General features: G+C 40.6%; 20 protein-coding genes. 18 read left to right on the top strand and 2 right to left on the bottom strand.

Features of this window, described 5'->3' with window-relative positions; translation table 11 throughout:
- Positions 1–111 precede the first annotated feature (111 nt).
- From AC25CA_RS03410 to glpK, 5 genes are all read left to right on the top strand, one after another.
- A complete protein-coding gene (locus AC25CA_RS03410) occupies positions 112–801 on the top strand; it encodes a cyclic nucleotide-binding domain-containing protein (protein ID WP_486815638.1) in 690 nt (229 codons plus the stop codon).
- 260 nt (positions 802–1,061) lie between these two features.
- The gene (locus tag AC25CA_RS03415) at positions 1,062–1,637 is read left to right on the top strand and encodes a glycerol-3-phosphate responsive antiterminator (RefSeq protein ID WP_486815639.1); all 576 of its coding nucleotides are present in this window, start codon (positions 1,062–1,064) and stop codon (positions 1,635–1,637) included.
- Positions 1,638–1,846: 209 nt separating this feature from the next.
- Complete coding sequence (locus tag AC25CA_RS03420) at positions 1,847–2,491, top strand: SGNH/GDSL hydrolase family protein (protein ID WP_486815640.1); 645 nt, start codon at positions 1,847–1,849, stop codon at positions 2,489–2,491.
- 14 nt (positions 2,492–2,505) lie between these two features.
- Positions 2,506–4,029: an amidohydrolase gene (locus AC25CA_RS03425; protein ID WP_486815641.1), complete on the top strand. Its 1,524-nt coding sequence runs from the start codon at positions 2,506–2,508 to the stop codon at positions 4,027–4,029.
- 1 nt (position 4,030) lies between these two features.
- Positions 4,031–5,521, top strand: a complete 1,491-nt coding sequence (gene glpK, locus AC25CA_RS03430; protein WP_486815642.1) for a glycerol kinase GlpK — start codon at positions 4,031–4,033, stop codon at positions 5,519–5,521.
- 191 nt (positions 5,522–5,712) lie between these two features.
- Here the strand turns inward: glpK and AC25CA_RS03435 are convergent, their stop codons facing one another.
- Positions 5,713–6,210: a hypothetical protein gene (locus tag AC25CA_RS03435; RefSeq protein ID WP_486815643.1), complete on the bottom strand. Its 498-nt coding sequence runs from the start codon at positions 6,208–6,210 to the stop codon at positions 5,713–5,715.
- 744 nt (positions 6,211–6,954) lie between these two features.
- Here AC25CA_RS03435 and AC25CA_RS03440 point away from each other — a divergent pair.
- The 9 genes from AC25CA_RS03440 (at position 6,955) to AC25CA_RS03480 (ending at position 15,485) form a co-directional block, all read left to right on the top strand.
- Positions 6,955–7,902 (top strand): nucleoside hydrolase, encoded by a 948-nt coding sequence (locus AC25CA_RS03440; protein WP_486815644.1) that lies wholly within the window; start codon positions 6,955–6,957, stop codon positions 7,900–7,902.
- An 18-nt stretch (positions 7,903–7,920) separates the two neighbouring features.
- Positions 7,921–8,565, top strand: coding sequence for a YczE/YyaS/YitT family protein (locus tag AC25CA_RS03445; RefSeq protein ID WP_486815645.1), 645 nt, complete (start codon positions 7,921–7,923; stop codon positions 8,563–8,565).
- A gap of 124 nt (positions 8,566–8,689) precedes the next feature.
- Positions 8,690–9,370 carry a M48 family metallopeptidase gene (locus AC25CA_RS03450; RefSeq protein WP_486815646.1) on the top strand — a complete coding sequence of 227 codons (681 nt, stop codon included), beginning with the start codon at positions 8,690–8,692 and terminating at the stop codon, positions 9,368–9,370.
- Positions 9,371–9,406: 36 nt separating this feature from the next.
- The gene (locus tag AC25CA_RS03455) at positions 9,407–9,910 is read left to right on the top strand and encodes an NUDIX hydrolase (protein WP_486815647.1); all 504 of its coding nucleotides are present in this window, start codon (positions 9,407–9,409) and stop codon (positions 9,908–9,910) included.
- Positions 9,911–10,026: 116 nt separating this feature from the next.
- A complete protein-coding gene (locus tag AC25CA_RS03460; protein WP_486815648.1) occupies positions 10,027–12,150 on the top strand; it encodes a BglG family transcription antiterminator in 2,124 nt (707 codons plus the stop codon).
- The gene (locus AC25CA_RS03465; protein ID WP_486815649.1) at positions 12,147–12,425 is read left to right on the top strand and encodes a PTS sugar transporter subunit IIB; all 279 of its coding nucleotides are present in this window, start codon (positions 12,147–12,149) and stop codon (positions 12,423–12,425) included. Before AC25CA_RS03460 ends, AC25CA_RS03465 begins: the two co-directional genes overlap by 4 nt.
- Before the next feature lie 15 nt (positions 12,426–12,440).
- Entirely contained in the window at positions 12,441–13,724 is a 1,284-nt protein-coding gene (gene ulaA, locus AC25CA_RS03470; protein WP_486815650.1) for a PTS ascorbate transporter subunit IIC, read from the top strand.
- Between the two features lie 10 nt (positions 13,725–13,734).
- Positions 13,735–14,550 carry a transketolase gene (locus AC25CA_RS03475; protein ID WP_486815651.1) on the top strand — a complete coding sequence of 272 codons (816 nt, stop codon included), beginning with the start codon at positions 13,735–13,737 and terminating at the stop codon, positions 14,548–14,550.
- A complete protein-coding gene (locus tag AC25CA_RS03480; protein WP_486815652.1) occupies positions 14,547–15,485 on the top strand; it encodes a transketolase family protein in 939 nt (312 codons plus the stop codon). The genes AC25CA_RS03475 and AC25CA_RS03480 overlap by 4 nt, the downstream gene beginning before the upstream one ends.
- Before the next feature lie 169 nt (positions 15,486–15,654).
- Here the strand turns inward: AC25CA_RS03480 and AC25CA_RS03485 are convergent, their stop codons facing one another.
- Positions 15,655–16,896 (bottom strand): helix-turn-helix domain-containing protein, encoded by a 1,242-nt coding sequence (locus AC25CA_RS03485; protein ID WP_486815653.1) that lies wholly within the window; start codon positions 16,894–16,896, stop codon positions 15,655–15,657.
- Positions 16,897–17,073: 177 nt separating this feature from the next.
- On the opposite strand from AC25CA_RS03485, the gene AC25CA_RS03490 reads away from it, so the two are divergent.
- From AC25CA_RS03490 to AC25CA_RS03505, 4 genes are read left to right on the top strand one after another with little or no spacing between them, the layout of a single operon-like run.
- Complete coding sequence (locus tag AC25CA_RS03490; RefSeq protein WP_486815654.1) at positions 17,074–18,441, top strand: uroporphyrinogen decarboxylase family protein; 1,368 nt, start codon at positions 17,074–17,076, stop codon at positions 18,439–18,441.
- 13 nt (positions 18,442–18,454) lie between these two features.
- Positions 18,455–19,366, top strand: a complete 912-nt coding sequence (locus AC25CA_RS03495; RefSeq protein WP_486815655.1) for a CobW family GTP-binding protein — start codon at positions 18,455–18,457, stop codon at positions 19,364–19,366.
- A 13-nt stretch (positions 19,367–19,379) separates the two neighbouring features.
- Positions 19,380–20,009 (top strand): hypothetical protein, encoded by a 630-nt coding sequence (locus tag AC25CA_RS03500; protein ID WP_486815656.1) that lies wholly within the window; start codon positions 19,380–19,382, stop codon positions 20,007–20,009.
- A gap of 9 nt (positions 20,010–20,018) precedes the next feature.
- On the top strand, positions 20,019–21,542 hold the full coding sequence (locus AC25CA_RS03505) for an ASKHA domain-containing protein (RefSeq protein WP_486815657.1): 1,524 nt from the start codon (positions 20,019–20,021) through the stop codon (positions 21,540–21,542).
- Positions 21,543–21,679 lie beyond the last annotated feature (137 nt).

The following is a 21,679-nucleotide window of genomic DNA, read 5'->3' on the forward strand; positions in this document are numbered from 1 at the left end:
TCCTTTTAGTTATGGTTCAAGTATGGCAGAATAACCAAGCTTGCAAGTATGACATTCGTCATAGCTATTGCAAAGAAATTAACGTATGATTAACCCAAGGAGGTGAGATCGATGGTGAGATTAAATAAACAGCAACAGGTAGTATATGGGAAAAAATATAGCTTGTTGCAGGATATCATGAGCAAGGACAACTGGGACAATGGAGTTTTCTGTTCCTTTAGCAAGGGAGAATACTTGTTCCAAGAAGGGGATTTGCCTAAAGGCTTGTATCTCCTAGTAGAAGGAAAGTGTAGAGTTTCCAAAACAGTTGAAAGCGGAAAGACTTTTCTTATTAATCACTATGAAGGCTTAAGTGTGATAGGCGAAGTTGAATTATTTGATCCAAGGGAATATCAAAGTAGTGTTCAAGCGCTGGAAAAAAGCGTTTGTTTTGTCCTTGGATTTCGAGAGTGTTTGCATGCAATGATGGAAGATCTTCCGCTAATGCGCTTTATTGCTGAGCAATTATGCTGGAAGGTAGAACGGAGTGATCGAAATACATCGATAAATCTCACTTATTCTTTGAAACAACGTCTATCTAGCTATATTTTATATGCACAGAAGCAGGGCTTGTTTTCAAGTAACTACACACATTTGGCAAATCATTTAGGGTGTAGTCATCGACATTTACTGCGCACCTTAAAAGGGTTTTGTGATGATAAAATCCTAGAAAAAAAACAAGGCCAATACCGGATTCTCGATGAAGAAGAACTGCAGGAACAAGCAGGAGATGAGTTTTATTTTAATCACTCAAAAGTATAGGTGAGTTTCCTGGGTTATTTAGATTCTATTTTAGCGATTTAGGTTTAAGGAGTGTGGATTGTGCTTTTTCGTAAGGTTACAAAGGTTCCGATGAGATTTGTTTTGGATCAACATTAATAAACGTGAGTAAAGCAGACATCACCTTTTCTTGACAGACGCATAGAAATCACTTATTCTAAACTTAGGGCTAGAGTCTAAGAGATGTCCATACTACTTTTAGGGGGTAGTATGGATTTTTTTATATCCAAAAGGAGAGATGTATGCTGACATCGGATCAATTCAAGCAGGAGCTGGTAAAACAAGTGGTGGTGCCTTCAGCACGATCGATGGAGGAGTTGGAAAATGTAATTGAAAATTCAAGACATGGATTGATTATGGTGAAGTTTGGCGATGTGAATACACTGCCTGGGATTATGACCTATTTGAAGGAAAATCGTCGCAAGGTGATGCTCCATCAAGATTCTTTGCGAGGAATTGCCCGTGATCATCAAGGGCTAGAATTTTTAGCTAACCTGAAAGTGGATTATCTAATTACAACAAAACCTCAATTGATTAAAGGCATTCGTAAATTAGGTATGCAACCAATTTTATGTTTATTCTTGATTGACTCCGATGCCTTGCGGACGGGTCTTCGCTCCATTGGGGACATGGCACCTGATGCGGTGATTGTAATGCCATCCAGCGTGCCAAAAAAAGCAGTGTTAGAAATCAAAAGAAAAGCGCGGGTTCCGGTTATTGGAGGAGGAATGGCTTTCGATGAGGAAGCGATTCAAGAAGCCAGAAAAAATGGCTTTCATGCTGTTGCAGCTAGCAAAGACAATTTATGGAAACGATAGGGGAAGCGAGAGAATAAGAGTTGCTGAACCGCCTGTAGGGGTGGTTTGTGCGGCTTTTTTTATTGCAATGATGCAGAAATTGACAGGAAAAGTCTTGTAGGACGAATTTCTAAGTAAGGAGGAATGTGTATTCAAGAGGGTTTGCCGGATCGTGCATATCAAACAATGCGGGTAGTGAAGTAAAGGAGAAAAGCCTAAAGGAGGTAAAGATGAAAAACGTATTAATTTTTGGCGACTCAAACACATGGGGATGGAAACCGACCAATACATTGGCAAGCATCGAGCGGTACACGGATGATGAGCGTTGGGCTGGAGTCATGCAGGCGATTTTAGGATCAGAATACAAGGTGATTCCTGAGGGACTAAATGGCCGCACAACGGTTTGGGATGATCCCATTGAGGAGTTTCGATGCGGCAAACACCATCTAATTCCATTGCTTGATACCCATGATCCCCTGGATCTTGTGATTATTTTCATGGGAAGCAATGATTTTAAATCACGTTACTCTTTGACTGCTGAGGATGTAGCCTTTGGTGTCAATCAACTAATTGTAAAAACTTTGGATCATGTATCTTGCTTCAAAAACGGCGAACCGAAAATACTTTTGATTACGCCACCGCCAACAGGTCCTTTGGCAGGCAGTATTTTTGAATATATGTTCAAGGGATCGGAAGAGACATCCAAATATTTGGCACAGCACTATGCGACTGTTGCTGGATGGTACGGAATTCCTGTGATCGATGCGGGCCAGTATATTGCCAGCAGCAAGCATGATGGCATCCATCTGGATCTGGACGCTCATGAAAAACTAGGTCAAGTCGTTGCAGAGGAAGTAAAACGAATCTTAGGATAGATGGAAGTGGCGAAATGAAAAATGAAGGAAGCTTATACATTAATGGAAAGGTAACATGTATTCGTCCAAAGGGTCTTGTACATAGCGCAATTTTAACCCGGGGAGAACGAATTGTTGCAATAGGAGAGAAGCAAGCGCTTGAAGCGCTTGCGACTTTTCCTTATGAAACAGTGGATTTAAAAGGAAAAATGATGCTTCCGGGTTTGATTGACACCCATGCGCATTTTTTAGATACTGGATTCAGTGTGACAAGGTTGAATTTGGGTGAAGTAAAAACCATGGATGAACTGCTTAATCTTCTTTCTAAGCAGGCTGAAAAGTTTGTAGCGGGGGAATGGGTCATGGCAGTGAATTTCGATGAAAATCGTATTGTAGAAAAAAGGATGCCCAGCCTTGAGGAATTGGATGAGGCGGTGCCCAATCATCCCTTGTACATCAATCACAGGGGCTATCACAGCAGTTTATTGAATAGCCGGGCAAAACAACAGGCAAGTTTACCTTTTGAAGCGGAAGCGGATCAAGGAGGCGGGGCTTATATCAGCCGGGGCAATAATGCCGTTTTTAAAATGTGGATAGCAAAACAAACAGAGGTTGCCGACTTGGACCGGGCGTGGGCTGCGGCATCCAAAATAGCTGTCAAGCGGGGCTTGACGACCATTCATTGCATTGAGGGTGGCGAATTTTGGGGCGACGCCTACGCGGAATTCTTGCACCGGAAAAACTCAAATTTGTTAGATTTAGTTCTCTTCTACAATATCAAGAGGGTGAAGAAGATTGGGGAACTGGGACTTTCCAGGATGGGGGGAGATCTCTTTCTTGACGGGTCAGTTTCGGGGCGGACGGCGGCATTTTCGAAGAATTATAGCGATGCAGAGACGGCTGGAGAATTATATATGGCTGACAAGGAATTGGAACAGCTAATTGAGGACGCTCATATGGCGGGTATACAAATCAGCTTTCATGTGATTGGAGACAAGGCAATCGAGCAGGCTTTGCGGGTCTACGGGCGGGTGTTGAAGCGTCATCCTGCACGGGATCATCGACACCGCATCGAACACTTCGGATTTCCATCAGATGCCCAGATTGCAAGGGCGGCAGAATTGGGGCTGGCCATTGCCACCCAACCGGCCTTTGTCTATCTGAAGGGGGATAACTATCGAGTTCGTTTGGGAGAAGAGCGAGTGAAAAATGCTTATCCTCTTCGAAAATTGCTGGATGCGGGTTTGCGGGTTGGCGGTGGATCTGACAGTTTGGTTACACCCATGGACCCCTTGCTTGGTATTCATGCGGCAGTAAACGCTCCTTATGAAAACCAGCGATTATCGCGAATGGAAGCGATTGAAATTTATACGATCCGTGCGGCAGAATTGAATTTTGAAGAGGCAGAAAAAGGGTCACTGGAAGCGGGTAAGTTTGCGGATTTTGTTATTTTGCAACAGGATCTGTTTGAAGTGGCGGAGAAGAACATCAAGGATGTTCAGGTAGCAATGACTGTTTATCATGGACGCTGTGTTTATCAAAATATTGAGGAGGAGTAAAATGGAGCGGTATGTACTAGGAATTGATCAGGGGACGACAGGAAGCAAGGCGATTCTATTTGACAAGAAATCCAATATAATTGCCCAGGCATATTCTGAATTTCAACAACATTATCCAAAGCCCGGTTGGGTTGAGCATGATCCCATAGAAATATTGGATGTAACTATGAGTGTGGTGAAGGAGGCCTTGGCCAAGGGAAATGTGGCCATGGAGCAGGTAGATTCCATTGGCATTACCAATCAACGGGAGACCACCGTATTCTGGAATAAGGAAACGGGAGAACCTGTAGGTCGTGCGATTGTATGGCAAGACAGACGATCTTTGGGTGTTGTAGAAGATCTATTGGCTATGGATCCCGATGTTGCTGAAAGAACCGGTGCGCCGATTGTGCCAAATATCTCTGCATCAAAAATCAAGTGGCTTCTTGACAATGATGAAATAATAAAAGTAGGTGTTGCAGAAGGAACGTTGCTTTATGGGACCATTGATACATGGCTGATATGGAAATGGAGCAAGGGTGCCGCTCATGTATCGGATTTATCCAATACATCGGTAACAGCCTTGTTGAATGCGAACACCTTGGAATACGACGAGCGCGTATTGGAAGAGCTTGCGATTCCTAGAGAAATTCTTCCTAAGCTTGTGCCTTCATCAGGGATTGTGGCTTATACGGATGAAGCGCTTTTTGGCGCGAAGATTCCAATTGCTGGAATTGCCGGCGATCAGCAGGCAGCAACCTTTGGGCAGGCTTGTGTACGAGAAGGCATGGCAAAGAATACATATGGTACGGGTTCCTTTATGCTGATGAATACAGGTGCGGAATATAATCCCCCGCAATCGGGCTTGTTTTCGCCGGTACTGTGGACGATCGGAAATGATACTTCATTTGCTTTTGAAGGCATGGCAGATGTATCGGGTGCAGTGGTGCAATGGCTTCGAGACGAGCTAGGGATTATTGAGAAAACAGAAGACGTAACAACATTGGCAACCAGCGTGGAAGACAATGGCGGTGTGTATTTTGTACCAGCCTTTGTTGGCTTGGGGTCGCCACATTTTGATTCCTATGCCCGTGGTACCATCATCGGACTTACCCGGGGAACGGGCAAGGCTCATATCGCCAGAGCAGCCCTGGAGTCCATGGCTTATCAGGTGCGAGATGCCTTGAAGATTATGGAGAATTCAGCTGGCAAGAAACTTGATATTCTACGCGTTGACGGTGGTGGAGCAAAGAATGATTTCTTGATGCAGTTCCAAGCGGACATTCTGGGGATTCCTGTCGAACGTCCTATTATCACTGAAACCACATGCTTGGGCGCTGCATACTTGGCGGGACTTGCAACGGGATATTGGACAAGCTTGGATGAGATCGAGGAGAATTGGCAGCTCGACAAGCGATTTGAGCCACAGATTTCTGAAGAAAAGCGGGAAGAACTTTGCACCATGTGGGAGCGGGCAGTGAAACATGCTAAGGGGTGGCTGAAATTCGACTAAGGGTAGATTTTTAATAATATCGGATTACTGAGTAATGGATCGTGCATTATATATAACAGTAAATTTGTTAGATGATGATTGTTAGAAAAACGAAATGATGAAAGAATGCGGGGCGCTCTGATTGTAGAGTGCTCCGCATTCTTGATGTAACATATTAACCGGCACTGAGAGGAGTGATCTTTGCATCTGATTTATCTTCTAATTTTGATATTTCCACGTAATAGTGGTGCGAAATTGTTGTAGCCTTCTTCTGGACCTGAAAGAAGTTTAATTGCGACAGCATCGCATTTGAATTGGCCTGCATAGTCTGAATCATAAAGCATAATGCAGCATGCTCCAGTAGCTCCACACATATCGGTATATTCGCCATATACCGTACCAATTGCACCTGGTTTGCACGGATCAAAATCAAGAACCATACCACCCTCAACGGTTCCTTTAATTTTTACACATTCTTGTTTATCAAAATAAGTAAAGTGACCGGACACATCGTATTCGCAGCATCGATCATCGCAGCAAGGATCCTTTTCAATAACTGCATTGATCCCAAATGTGGTTAATGTGCTAGGATGAGCACAAGGGTCTTCGCAATCCATTAGCAGACCACCACCGCGGATTGTACAACCGCTAAGCAGTAACACGGTTACGACTACAAGTGCCAATACTTTGATGTACTTTTTGGTTTTCATAGTTTTCCTCCTATTCTTATTGAGCATTTCATGAAATCTCCTCTCAAATCACTATGTTCGTAAATAGAAAAAACAATTGCAGAATGAATAAATTGCTACAAAGATAGACTGTTATCGCATAATTTCAACATTCAAATTATACCCGTTATTGTTTAAATAAATCAATAATAACGAATAAATATAGTTTAATGAAGTGTATTAACAACATATGTTAGATATATATTCCAGAAGAACCAACACGAGCCAAACTTCTGTGTTAATGGATAATATGGGCGTAAAAACCTTGTTTAGCTAGAATAGTAAGAGATAAAGAAAAGTTTGCAGGAGATACGTGCAAGACTTAGGGCAATTCATTTTTCTTTAACGACAAATGATAAGAATGACTAGTATAAGTGATATCTATTCATGTAATTTCCAAAGAAGAAGGGTTCGATTAATCATATTTCTGATTCTGCCTTATCTGCTGCAACAGAGAAAGGCAGAATTGTGCCAAATGTAATTGATATCGTGGAGACTTGGCTTGCCCCTTTATTCTTTCTTCATCATTCTAATTGGCTTGGTAAAAATGATTACAAGACTTTTCTATGAGATGCGGTCGTTGCAAGGGCTTCGTCATTTGATTAAAACTCACTCAAAAGTTTAGAAGGTCTGATTTTGTTGAAAAAAGTTCGTGCAGACGCTAAAAGAATGTTGTATTATGGAGAAGGATAAGTAAACAAATGGATGATATTAGGAGGGGCAAAAATGAGAAAAAATATTATGATCGACTGTGATCCGGGGCATGACGATATGATGGCTATTCTGTTAGCATTGGGAAATCCAGATTTTTTCAATGTACTGGGTGTAACCACGGTGGCAGGCAATCAGACCTTAGAAAAAGTAACGTTGAACTTGAGACGAATTTATACCTACTTGGGAATGAGCACGCCTGCAGCTAGTGGGGCGGCAAAACCGATTGCCAGAGAATTGGTTTTGGGCGATCTGGTTCATGGAGAATCCGGTCTTGACGGATGGGACTTCCCAGAACCAACATTTGAGTTGGATTCAACCAATGCGGTTACCTTTATGCGAGAAAAGATTATGAATTGCGATGGCAAGGTTACCTTGGTGCCTGTGGGACCACTAACGAATATCGGTTTGTTGTTGGCGACATTCCCGGAAGTCAAAGAAAAAATCGAAGTGATCTCCATTATGGGCGGCTCGATTTATGCGGGCAATATGACGCCGGATGCCGAGTTCAACATTATGGTAGACCCAGAAGCGGCATGGATTGTTTTTAAATCAGGAATTCCGGTAATTATGAGTGGATTGGAAGTGACTCATGCTGGTGGAATTACTCATGAGGAAATCGAATCCTTGCGTCAAAAAGGCGGTCGTGTATCAAAAATGTGCGGCGATCTTTTAAAGTTTTATGTAAGCTATCATGATGCGGAGGGCTATGCTTCATTCCCATTGCATGATGTTTGCGCGGTGATGTACTTGTTGAAGCCAGAGATTTTTACCTATCAAGATCTTCAGGTGGAGATTGATTGCAACGATGGTCCAACATTAGGCCGAACTGCTGCGGATCTTCGCGAGTGGATGCGATATGAGAAACCGAATACACGTGTTTTGGTGGATGTAGACCGGGAAAAATTTATTGAAGTCTTGTTTGAAGCGGTAAATAAGCTCGATGTGATGTGTGCAGAGTAGGGAAAGAGGGAATAGAAAATGAAAAGCAATATGAAACGACGAGTTGCAGTCTATGTAATTGGACTCTTCCTATATACATTGGGAATTGCATTAACAGTGAAAACAGATTTAGGGATTGCGCCAATTAGTACATTTCCCTATGCCTTGTCCTTTATTACACCGTTTTCCTTTGGCGTAACAACATTCTTTTTGACAATTGCCTATATTTTAATTCAGGTGGTTTTGTTGGGAAAAGAATTCGAGAAGCGGCAATATTTTCAAATCGTGGTAGGCATTTTATTCAGTACCTTTATAGATTTTTCGATGATGCTGGTGAAGAATGTTCATCCGGAAACCTATATAAGCCGTATGGGACTTTTGATTGCTGGATCCTTTGTTTTGGCTGTGGGTATTGTTCTATCGGTCGTGCCCGACGTTATTACACCACCGGCAGAGGGAGCTATTGGTGCCATCGCTAAAAGAACCAATAGAAACTTTGGAAATGTGAAGATTGCATTTGACTCAACGATTGTTATTCTTGCGATTGTTGTATCCATGGTCTTTTTGGGACATTTGGTCGGGTTCAAGGAAGGAACGATCATTTCTATTCCTGTAACTGGATTTTTTGTGAAGTGGCTTTTGAAGGGCTTCCAAGGAAAACTTGAAAAAATTTGTGGCATGTAAGAGTGTAGAGTCGGCTAGTTATGTAGCCGGCTTTTTTATTGGAGAAAAGCCTTGTGATCAGACGGTGCCTTGCATAGAATAAGGGCAGAGAAAGTAAAGAACGTCTATGGAAGGATCAGTGAAAATGGAAAAAGCAATCACGATTCAGGTGGAGTATCGAAAAAGAAGAAGCTTTGAATTAAAATGGATTAATCCCCATGAATTGCGGGTTCGGGTACCTTTAGGTACTTCACGGAAAACCATTGACCAATTGATTCAAGATAAAGACGATTGGATTAATCGGTCAAGAAAGCAAATGCTGATTAGGGAATCAGAACAGGGGAAAAACTATTTGGAAGCGGAGGTCATTCAGTATTTGGGCAAAGCCAGACCCTTTCGGTGGGAGAAGGCTCAGCATCCCTTTCAATTGCATATGGGGTTTGAGGCTGTTGTATTGACTGGTGATGGAACGCCAGAAGAGGCACAAGTCTTGATTGAACAGACGTATCGAGAACTGGCGAAAGAAATTTTCCAAGCGAGGGTCTCTTTTTTTGCTGAACGTTTGGGTGTGAGTGTGAATCAAATTCGTGTGAAATCTCAAAAAACCCGCTGGGGAAGCTGCAGCAGCAAAGGGAATCTGAACTTCAATTGGCATGCCATTGTGATGCCAATTGAAGTGGTTGACTATTTGGTGGTGCATGAGTGTTGTCATCTGCTTCAGATGAATCATTCCAAAGAATTTTGGAATTTGGTGGAGTCGATTTGCCCCAATTACAAGGAAGAACGAAAATGGCTGAAGAATCATCATACACAGATCTTGCCATAATAAAGGTTGATGATAGGTTTTTGACGGGGGACCGAGATGGAAGAACGCTTTATGAAGCCGGCAGCGGCAGGAATTATTGAGAAAATTGAAGATGGGAAGCGGTATGTTTTGCTTCAGGATCGAGAAAAGGTTGGTGCGGAAGCAGAGGCTGGTTTATGTGAGATTCCAGCAGGAAAAATTCGTGAATTTGAAAATATTTATGATTGTTTGCGTCGAGAAATTTGGGAGGAGACAGGATTGACGGTGACTGAGATTGAAGGGGAAGAGAATGCTTTTTGGTTTGAATCCCATGGATATCGAGTTCTTCAGTATACGCCCTTTGCAAGTACGCAAAATATTAGTGAGGTTTATCCGATTATGGTGCAGACATTTATTTGCAGAGCGATAGGCAAGCTTGCAGAGGAGACCAATGAAACGAAAAACTTGCGGTGGGTGGAGATCGAAGTGCTTCAAAATGTGCTTGAAGAAAATTTGGATAATTTTTATCCTATGCATGTGATGACACTAAAAAAATATATTTTTTATAATAAACCGGGTTGATTTTATCAATCCGGTTTATTATAAAATTAGGTAATAATATTTTTCACAAAACTTGTAATAATTTGAACTGTTTGAAAGACATAGTCCGAATTACACTGTATGTGAGGGGAGAAGAGATGAATTATCGTCAAGCAATTTTATTAAAAGGATTGATTTACAATCAAAAATTAAATTTAGAAACTTGGATGGATACATTTGGTGTGTCCGAAAGAACGATACGAAATGATTTGGAGTATATAGAGAAAATATTATGGGATAGTGAGTTAAAGATATCCATTGAATATCATGGAAGAAATGTTGATCTTGAAGCATCGAACGAAGAACTGAATCGTTTTTTACGATACATAGATGAAGAAAACGATATCAAATATCAATTTTCTCCTGAAGAAAGAAAGAAGTATATCTTAATTGAATTGTTGTTTTCAAAAGATTTTGTTACACTTGATGATTTGGCAGATCGGGCAAAAGTGAGTCGAGGTACGATTATTGCCGATATCAAAGAAATAAAAAAATGGTTAAAAGTTGATCAGATTCGTCTCGAAGGATCGGCACACAAGGGAATGAAAATTGAGGGACCAGAAGAGACAAAACGTGAATTAATTGTTTCGTTGATTAAAGACTTTCAACATCAACAGATTGGGATGGTACAATTTGCTAAAGATGATAGTATTTTGGGAAAAGTTTTCCGAGAAATTGATCTGCGTTTAATCAAGAAGATCATATGTGAGGCGGAAGATTTCTTCGGCCATACGTTAACCGATATCGCATTTGATAGCTTATTAATTCATATTGGCGTTTCGATATTGAGGCTAGAAAGTGGTCACGAAATCGTATTCGATCAAGAATTGTATGCTGAAATCAAGGATGAAAAAGTATTCCTGATGGCAAGATATATTGCTCAGTTGATTGAAAGTGAATTAGATATAACCTTGCCAGAAGAAGAATTGGGATATATTACATTACACCTTATTGGAAAGAATGATATGCAAGGTGAAACGAAACTATACGAAAAATGGTTAAATATTCAAATCGTATCATCAGAGCTGATAAAAAATGTAGGTAATGAATTGAAGATTGACTTCAAGGATGATGATCGCTTATATGAAGGTTTAATCAAACATATTAATACTGCGATTTATCGAATTAAGAATCATATGATCTTAAGAAATCCCCTGCTAAAAGAAATATTAGAAAATTATTTTGAAATATATCAAGCGGTTGTTACTCATATTTCTCCAATTGAGAAATTTGTAGATACAACAATAACGGACGATGAAATTGCGTATTTGGTCATGCATTTTGGTGCCTCGGTCGAGAGGAAAAGGCAAGTTTTATTGATTCCAAAGGTCTTAATTGTTTGTAGTACAGGGATGGGGACTGCCCAGGTAGTTTTGCAGCGATTGAATCAGCATTTTCACTTGCATATTGTAGGTGTAATTGGATTTCATGAATTGACTAAATATGAATCAGGATCGGAACTTGATTTAATTATTACGACGGTGCCAATAAAGAGCAAATTTCCATCTATTCGGGTGAGCCCTTTTTTGACCGATGAGAATGTAACGGATCTGAAGAGATACTTTAATCATAATCGGATGAACTGTAATCTTGAGAAAGGAGAGCAGCAAAGCCTAGAAATATCGGATGCACTAGAGAAACTATATTGCTTGGCCGATGAATGCATAAATAAAGAATTAAAAAATAGAATGAAATTTGAATTAAATAAAGTTGATCGATATTTTGTAAAACGTCATAAAAAGGAGGCACAGCCGTTGTTGAGTGAAGTTCTAACTGAAAGCAAAGTGAAATTGAAGGTTGAATGTGATAATTGGAGAGAGGCCGTGCAATCTGCAGGTGAGTTATTATATGAAGCAGATTGTGTCACGAAAGAATATATTGATGAAATGATACAATCGGTTATCGATTTGGGTCCTTATGTAGTGATTACTAAGCATGTTGCGATTCCGCATGCTCGACCTGAAAAGGGAGCGAAACGAATTGGGATTAGCTTGGTTTCGCTAAAGAATCCTGTGAATTTCGGCAATAAAGAAAATGACCCTGTGAAATATGTTTTTGGATTAAGTGCAGTTGATGCTAAGACACATATGAAGGCATTATCGGAATTAGTTGAGCTACTAGAAGTAGATGAATTTTATCGGGCGATAGATCTTGCTCATAGCCCTAGTGAGGTCTTTAAATATATTGTCAAATTTGAAGAGAGAAAGGAGGGGATAAGATGAAAACAGGGTTAGTACTTTGCAGGACTGGTATGGGGAGTAGTATGATGCTTAGAATCAAACTCGATCAAGTAATTGCAGAGAATAATTTTCCGCTTGAATTATCGCATGATGTTATGAGTGGGGCAAATTCTTACAATGTTGATTTAATCATTACGATGAAAGACCTTGTTTCAGAATTTAAAGACTCGGGAGTTTATGTTATTGGTATTTTGGATATCATGGATAAACAGTACATGAAGGCGGAATTAATGAAGTTTTTTGAATCAACAACTTAAGATTGGAGGAAAATAATGGAAATTCTATCTAATTTACTTAAATTTATTGTATTTGATGTTTTGGGTCAAGCTTCGTTATTAGTAGGAACAATGGCTTTAATTGGGTTATTGTTGCAGAAGAAATCATCTGTCGCGGTGATTACGGGAACGTTTAAAACAGTTGTTGGATTTTTGATCTTTGGGGCTGGTGCTGGGGTTGCAGTTGGTGCTCTAGCGAATTTTCAAACATTATTTTCAGAAGGATTTAATGTGCAAGGTGTTTTGCCTTTAGCGGAAGCTGTAACGGCGATGGCACAGACACAGTTTCCAGCAGTAATTGCACTTGTAATGGTATTGGGATTTGTGATGAACCTTATCATCGCCCGATTAACGAGATTTAAGTATATTTTTCTAACTGGACAGCACAATCTATTTTTAGCTGCTATGCTAACCGTGATTTTTAAAGCTTTGGGACTCAGTGATGGAGTAACAGTTGTATTGGGTGCGATTTTCTTAGGATTATCAGCGTCAATGTATCCTTCGATTGCTCAACCATTTATGAGAAAAATTACGGGCCATGATGAAATAGCGATGGGACATTATTGTACAATCGCATATGCAATATCTGGTTGGATTGGATCGAAAGTTGGAGATCCAAAGAAAAGCACGGAATCCATTGTTTTACCTGGATGGCTTGCGATTTTCAAGGATTACATTATGTCGGTCGCGATTTCCATTGGTATTTTTTACTATATTTCAGCATTTGCAGCTGGAAGAACAAAGGTAGAAGCGATTGCTGGTGGAACACATTGGCTGTTGTATCCATTGATTCAGGCGCTTACCTTTACAGCGGCACTTTATGTAATTATTACTGGGGTACGGATGTTGTTAGGTGAGATTGTGCCTGCCTTTGTTGGTATTTCGGAAAAATTTATTCCAAATGCTAAACCAGCTTTAGACTGCCCTGTAGTATTTCCATATGCACCAACTGCTACTGTAGTAGGATTCATTTCAGCATATGTTGCTGGTTTGCTTTGTATGGTAATTTTCGCAGCAATTGGATGGCCTGTAATTATACCAGTTGCAATACCATATTTCTTTATCGGTGCGACTGCGGGTGTATTTGGTAATGCAACAGGTGGCTGGAAAGGTGCAGTTGTTGGTAGCTTTGTTACAGGAATTCTAATTGCAGTGGGACCTGCATTAATGTATCCAGTGATGGAATCAATTGGTTTGACAGGAACTGGATTTCCAGAAACAGACTTTAACTTTTTAGGCTTAATCCTGTTTAACATTGGGAAGCTATTTGGCTTAGCGTAGGAGGAACAAAATGCTTTTGAATATCGCGGAATTATCCGTAAAATCACAAGAATATAGAAAACAGATTATTAAAATGATCTATGATGGTGGAGCGGGTCACCCGGGTGGTGCTTTATCCTGTATTGATTTTCTGAATGTTGTTTATCAGGATGAAGTTGATTTTAGCAAAAAACATCGATCACGGGTTGTGTTGTCGAAAGGACATGCAGTACCAGCTCAGTATGCGATATTGCATGATTTTGGATTTATAGCTGAATCTGAAATGAAAGGATTTCGAAATATCGATTCGCGGCTAGAGGGTCATCCACACGCATTATCGATTCCACAAACCGATGCAACAACGGGACTTTTAGGTCAAGGGCTATCGATTGGTGTTGGTATGGCGATGGGAAAGAAGATTAATAAAGATGAGAGCCGAGTATTTGTCATTTTAGGTGATGGCGAAATGCAAGAGGGACAGATTTGGGAAGCAATTATGGAAGCAGGTCATTATGGTCTATCCAATTTGGTTGTGTTTGTTGATAAGAATGGTCTTTCATCGCATTGTAAAGCCTGTGAACAAATGAATATTGATCCTCTTGATGAAAAATTCAAAGCATTTAATTGGAATGCAACAGAAATTGATGGCCATGACTTTCATGCAATTCGATCCGCAATTAATTGTGCGAAAAATGAAGAGTATAAACCAACAGTCATCATAGCGAAAACCGTAAAAGGAAAAGGGGTTTCTTTTATGGAAAACAACCCTCAATGGCATAGTGGTGTTATTTCGGATGAGGAATATGAAATTGCAATGCAGGACTTAGCAACGATGGGGGTAGAATGATGGAACAAAAGTATATTTCTCTTAGGGATTATGTTGGGAAAGCATTGAATGCTGCTAAGGTAGAGTTTCCAAATATTACAGTTATTGATAGTGATCTCGATACATCAACTCGTGCTCATGAGTTTGCTGTAGAACATCCTGAGTCATTTGTAGAGTTAGGGATTGCGGAAAGTAGTGCTGTGAGCCTTGCCATGGGTATGGCAGGTGAGGGAATGATTCCGTTTTATGTTAATTTTGCAATTTTTGTGACTGGAACCTCGTGGACGCAATTGAGGCAAGCGTGTTATGAAAATGCAAATGTGAAGATACTAGGAACGCATCCGGGAATGGATGATGGACCTGACGGCGCATCACATCATGCAAATGAAGATCTTGCTATTACGCGTGTTATACCAAATATGACGGTGCTAGTTCCTAGCAATGAAAAAGAAGTCATGCAAGCAGTGAAACTTGCTTGTGAGATTGATGGTCCTGTATATATTCGCGTAGCCCGAGATCTTGTTCCAGAAAGAGAGAGTAAGACGGTTTTCGTTTCAGGAGAAGCGGAAATAGTTGAATCTGATGGATATGATGTTGCACTAGTATATGAAGGAACGGCTGCGAAACAAGCACATGAGGTCTTTGAGGAGTTATCAAATGCTGGGAAAAAAGTGACTCTCGTTAATATTCGTTCACTTAAGCCGATTGATAAGATTTTGATAAAAGAAATGGCAAAGAAAACGGAGCGATTTGCGACCATTGAAAACCATACTGTTATTGGTGGACTCGGAGGAGCAATTGCAGAGGAATTGAGTAGCTTTTCAAATTCGGTAAAACTGATGCGATTTGGTGTGCAGGATGAATTTACAGAATCAGGAAAAACAGCAGACGTTAAGAAAAAATATGGCTTGGATTCAGATAAAATTGTAGTAAGTATTTTGGACGAATTGCAGTAAAAACTTAGGAGGAACAGATGAAAAAGCTCAAAAAAACAAAGCTCGAAAACATTGATTGTCGAGCAATCCTACTCCCGCCAGAGAGCTGTTTTGAGCTTTGATGTACCGATTTTATCATATTTATCCTTGCAGGTAAAATAATAAGGTGATTCTCATAACGAGGATTGCCTTATTTTTTTGCCCGAAAAACAGAAGGTGACATATTGGAGATGCGTTTAAAAACACGGGTGAAATAGTTTTGATGATTATAACCAACGGCAAAAGCGATTTCGCTAATGGTCATATTCGTGCTTTGAAGCAAGTCTTTGCTCTTTGCGATGCGGAGTTGATTGATGTAGGTGGAAAAAGGCACATCCATTTCCCGGTGGAAGAGTTTAGAAAGATGTCCTTCGCTTACATGAAGCTCCTTTGCAACGGAAGCAAGAGAGATTTCACTTGTAAAGTTGTTTTCGAGAATGGATAGCGCTTTTGAAATGAGTGGTGTATGTTGCCTAGAGGCATGAACAAATAACTCATCGATAAAGAAAGAGATGGTTTCAACTGCCCAGGCGTGAAGCTCATTTACGGTAAAGATGTTGCTTAAAGAAGAAATGAACTTGAAATTCAAATCAAAAACGGAATCCAGTTCAAGTCCTTTTTCTACCGCTGTTCGCGCAATGAGGGAATAGAATTCAAGCACCCTTACTTTTACCAAATCGAGATTACCTGATTCGAGCAATAATAGTTCGTTGATCAGTTTTTCCATAGATTCTTTTGCATTTTCTTTGTCGCATTGCAATACGAACTCAAGCACATTGCTTTTATTGTCATTCGAAAATTGAATCGGTAAATTTGAAGACTTGTAATCGTAAAGGGTTTCGCCGATGCGTGCTTGGCTCTTTTTTTCTTCTCGCAGTTTCTTATAGATAATTTCTTGATCAAATAGGCGTGTAATGGTGATATAGGTTAGGGTTGCAAGGGCATGAATTTCATTTGATGTGAAGGAACGCATGCGCTGAATTTTTAATAAGGAATCGGCTAATTGATGGGAAGGTTCATGATGCAAGCGAATAAATTCTTCAAGGGTGTGTTGTTCCAAAGCTTTGATTTGAATGGGACCGATAAGGATGGTTCCAAAGTCATCGTGATCTTGAAGAAGGCTCATGGCGATATGAATAAATCCGGAGGGACAAGTAAAAATATAAGCTTCTCCCATCTTTTTTGCTACCCGTTGAGCCGTTTGAAAGCATTGGCTGCAACTGCTTTCGGTGTTGTTATAAAGGGCTAGGGGTGTGCAAAGATGTTGTTCTTGCAGAGAAAAGTGCGTGGTTAAATGATCGGAGGAGACAAAGCGGATTGGCAACTCTGTAGAGAGGCTCAAGGCGTCAATATGTTGTTGAATCGATGGTAGTGGCAAATCTGTTTTCTTCATAAGCACCTCCAAATAATGCTAAAGACGTTTTTGGTTTTCTATTATTTCTATATTTTCATCATTTTCATTTTGGTTATCTCTGCTATTATGACATAAAAATGCTAAAACATAAAGCCTCAATGAAAGAAAAGTAATTAATATGATCATATAATAAAGATAGATAAAGTCGAGGAGGATATGATGGGAAAAGATTTATTGTTACGTATACTGCGACATGAGGATGTAGAACGACCGGGCTGGGTTCCTTTTGCAGGGATTCATGCGGGTAAATTAAAGGGCTATACAGCAAAGGAAGTTTTGACAGATGAAAAGAAATTAGAAGAGGCTTTGCTTGAGGTACACCGGTTGTATCGACCAGATGGCATGCCAATTGTATTTGATTTGCAAGTGGAAGCAGAAATTATGGGATGTGATTTATTATGGGCAGAAGACAATCCACCTTCCATTGCATCTCATCCATTGAGTAAGGAAAAGAAGATTCCTTGCGCATGCAAAATGCCCCAAAAAGAGAGTGGAAGGATTCCTATGATTCTTCGCACCATGGAACGAATGAAAACGGCTGTAGGAGAAGACACTGCCCTTTATGGATTGATCTGCGGACCATTCACATTGGCGTCCCACCTTCGTGGCAGCCAGATTTTTATGGATATGATTTTAGATCCAAAGTATGTGAAAGAGTTGGTTGAATATTGCGCGGAAGTTGCAATGAAGATGGCGGAGTATTATATTGAAGCGGGAATGGATGTTATAGCGGTTGTGGATCCGCTGGTCAGCCAGGTGTCACCGGCGCATTTTACTCAACATTTATCGGAGCCGTTTACAGCGGTATTTGATTATATTCGAGCAAAAGAAGCGTATTCAGCTTTCTTTGTTTGTGGAAACGCAACGAATCAATTGGATGTTATGTGTAAAACAAATCCAGATTCCATATCGATTGATGAAAATGTCGTGATTCAAGATGCAAAAAAAGTCATGGACGATTATAATATCACGACAGGCGGCAATATTCCTTTAACAACAACCATGCTATATGGTTCACAATTGGACAATATGAAATATGTCGTTGATTTGATCGACTCTATGGATCAGAAAAATTTAATTGTCGCTCCAGGTTGTGACATGCCCTATGATGTGCCAATCGAAAATACCATTGCGGCTGCACAGGCAGCTCTGCAAACAGAAGAAGTACGTGAGATGGTGGCGGGATATCAAGCCATTGAAGAAGAACCAATTGAAATCGAATTGCCGGTCTATCAAGACCTTAAACATGTTTTAATTGAAGTGTTTACGTTGGATTCGGCAACATGTGCAGCATGTACCTATATGATGAACTCGGCCATGCTTGCAAAACCGAAGTTTGGAGATGCAGTTGAAATTGTAGAGTACAAGTATACGAGACGAGAGGATATTGCAAGGACAAAGAAAATGGGTGTCACCAATTTGCCATCTATTTATATCAATGGAAAGTTGACATGGTCTTCGATTATTCCGAGTGAAAAAGAGTTGTTTGAAACTATTGAAGGGCTAATCAAAAGTTTGGCATAGTAGGAGAGAAGCCATGAAGATCATATTATTGACAGGGTTTTTAGGAGCGGGGAAAACCACGCTCCTTTCTCGCTTGTTAGCAAGTCGTTTGGAAGGCCGCGTTGGAGTGGTTGTGAATGAATTTGGCGATATTGGCATTGACGGGCGCTTGATACAGGATATGGGGTATCAATTATCGGAATTGAATTCAGGTTCGATTTTTTGTGCTTGTTTAAAATCGCAGTTTTATACGGCACTGGAGGCAATGGATGATCAGGGAGTGGAGTGGTTGTTTGTTGAAGCCTCTGGACTGGCCGATCCATCAAGCATGCAGGATGCGATTCAATATCTGAAGGGTAAGAAAGTCAATGCAATGTACCATGGAGCAATTTGTATGGTGGATGCAGTTTATTTTCTTGATCAGATGCAGATTCTACCCGTTCTTGAAAGGCAAATATACTATAGTGATCTTGTACTATTGAATAAGACTGATTTGCAGACCGAGAGAAAATTAGAATTAGTGGAAGCGGTCTTAAGTAAAATTCAACCCGACAATCAAATTTTACGGACTCAGTTTTGTGATGTTGATTTGTCACAGATGCTGGCGCTATTATCGCATCGCGGGCAAGAAAGCGTAGCTAATTTGAATACGTGGGAATCTCGCATGCAGACGGTTGTGATTCATGACAATGGGGAGCATTCAATTCATGCTTGGAAGCTGTTTATTGAATCGATTGCCAAAGAGACCTATCGTTTGAAGGGATTTATTCGAAGCTCGGAAGGTGTCTATTTGGTCAATGGAGTTGGTCAGACATTACGATGGGAGATTGCTCAGCATCATGAGGCTACGGAAATTGTTTTGTTCTCGGCGATCGGCATTCGTTTTGTAAGTCGTATCTTGGAAATGGCAGAGAAGCAAGGCTTGAATCTACGTATAGGGACATAGGGGGTGGAAGGATTTGTTATTGCGTATCAATACGGAGATAAAACTGGACCAAAAGAAAATTTATCGGAGAATGAAGGTTTCGGAGGCCATGACCGACGTAATGGATCAATACTATCAAACCCTTCTTGTGGAGATTCAGGAAGCGGTTGAAGTGGAATCAGTTTGTTTAATTGAAGAAGATTCGTTGACTTTTGATATTGTTGAATTGGATTCCTGTAAAAAAAAGGCTTACTGTTATGTGAATATCGGCAGCAAAGTCGTTGAGATTTTAAAAGGCTACTTTGCAGGCAAGCAATATATGCTGGGTTATTTGCTGAATGAAATGCTTGGAGAGACCATTATGCAAGTCGCAAGTCAGCTTCGCCTGGAAATGATGAAATCTTTGTCGGAGGGGGAAAACTTAACGGTTCGGTATTCACCTGGAGAGAAGGGCTTCCCTTTAGAGAAACAAGAAATGATTTATGAAAAATTACAGGGTAAGACGAAACTATCGGGTGAGTTGAATGATTCTTATATGATTGTGCCGGATAAAGCAATGATGTTTGTATATGGCATTGGTCGTCATCTTCCTTATAATGAGGTGGACCACGAATGCACACGTTGTACAGGAAATCGGCTTTGTCCCTATCGGACGGGATATTGAGGAGAGGCAATGGTTGAGATTATTCAAGGAAACGGAAAAAGAGAAATTTCTTGTGACAAGAAGCAGAGCATTCTTGAATTTCTGCGAGAATCGGGCTACGAGGTATCGGCAGTTTGTTCGGGAAATCAGACCTGTGGGAAATGCAAGGTGCAAATTCTAGAAGAGTGTCCAATAGCCAATGAACAGGAAGGCCGATTTTTTTCATCTGAGGAAATTGAGGCTGGACTTCGCTTGTCTTGCGCCCACCCAATTCGTTCTGGCATGAAGATTAGGCTAGCAGACAAGGTGACTTATCAAAGTCTATCCACCTTTGACCTTGCCGATTCCATTAAGATGAAGAGTGAAAAGGGTAAGGGCTATGGCGTGGCCATTGATTTGGGCACAACGACTGTTGTGATTGGGCTTGTATCGCGCGAGAAGAAGGCGATTGTTCAAGTGGCAAGTTTTTTAAACCCGCAAAGTAGTTATGGAGCAGATGTGATTTCACGAATTGAGGCATCTAAAAGAGATGGCGGTGAGGTCTTGCAGGCCTTAATTTTGGAGGAAATCAAAAAGAAAATTAAAGCCTTATGCGAGTTGGAAAAAATTGCTGGTTTAGACATCACAGATTTTGTGATTTCGGGGAATACAACCATGCTCTACTTGCTGCAAGGCTATGATCCGCAAGAATTGGCTCTTGCTCCCTTTGTAGTAAGTCATTCGGAATATGTTGAATTTGAGGCAAAGATGTTCTTTGCGGAGAACTGGCCGGGAACGGTTCATCTATTTCCATGTATTTCAGCTTATGTTGGTGGCGATATTGTCTCGGGTCTCTATGCATATGGAAAAGAGCTTGAAGAATGTCAGCCGGTTTGTCTGTTGGATCTTGGAACCAACGGGGAAATCCTACTGATGGATCAAAATAAAGTGGTCTGTGCAGCTACGGCAGCAGGTCCCGCTTTTGAGGGTGCTGGAATACAGTCGGGAATTGGTGGAATTTCTGGAGCGATTGACAAGGTACAATTTGATGGTGATCGCATTGCATATTCAACAATCGATGAGGCGGATCCAATTGGGATTTGTGGGTCCGGGATTATCGATGTTGTTTCGGAAGGAATTCGGACCGGACGGATTGATAAAACTGGCAGAATGGCGAGTGGTGATTTGATTTTGTGCCAAGAAGGAAATCAAATTGTCTTCACGCAAAAAGACATTCGTGAGGTTCAGCTTGCAAAGGCGGCGATTGCAGCGGGAATCAAGGTCCTGGCATCACATATGGAAATCTCGATCGGTCAGATTAAAAGTCTTCATCTTGCAGGGGGATTTGGTCAATATTTAAATCTACAGCATGCGGGGACGATCGGACTCATTCCTAATGAGTTGGTAGGTCGTAGCAAAGCGATCGGGAATGCTTCCTTCGCAGGAGCCTATAAAGCACTTTTTGATTTGAATCTGAAAGAGAATCTAGAGGAAATACAAAAAAAATGTGCCTATATCGAGTTATCAAGCGAAAAAACCTTCAACGGAATTTACATTCAAGAAATGGGATTTTAAAAAAGTGAATTAATAAAGTGAAGTTGATAGAAAATTGAAAAAAAGTGATGATATAATAAAATATATCGTCACTTTTTTTCATGTTTGAAATAAATGGGCGAATATAAATCGATAAAGTAGAAATAAGCCCTGAATTA

The sequence above is a fragment of the Gottschalkiaceae bacterium SANA genome, assembly GCA_036323355.1.
Taxonomy (GTDB): Bacteria; Bacillota; Clostridia; order Tissierellales; family GPF-1; genus GPF-1.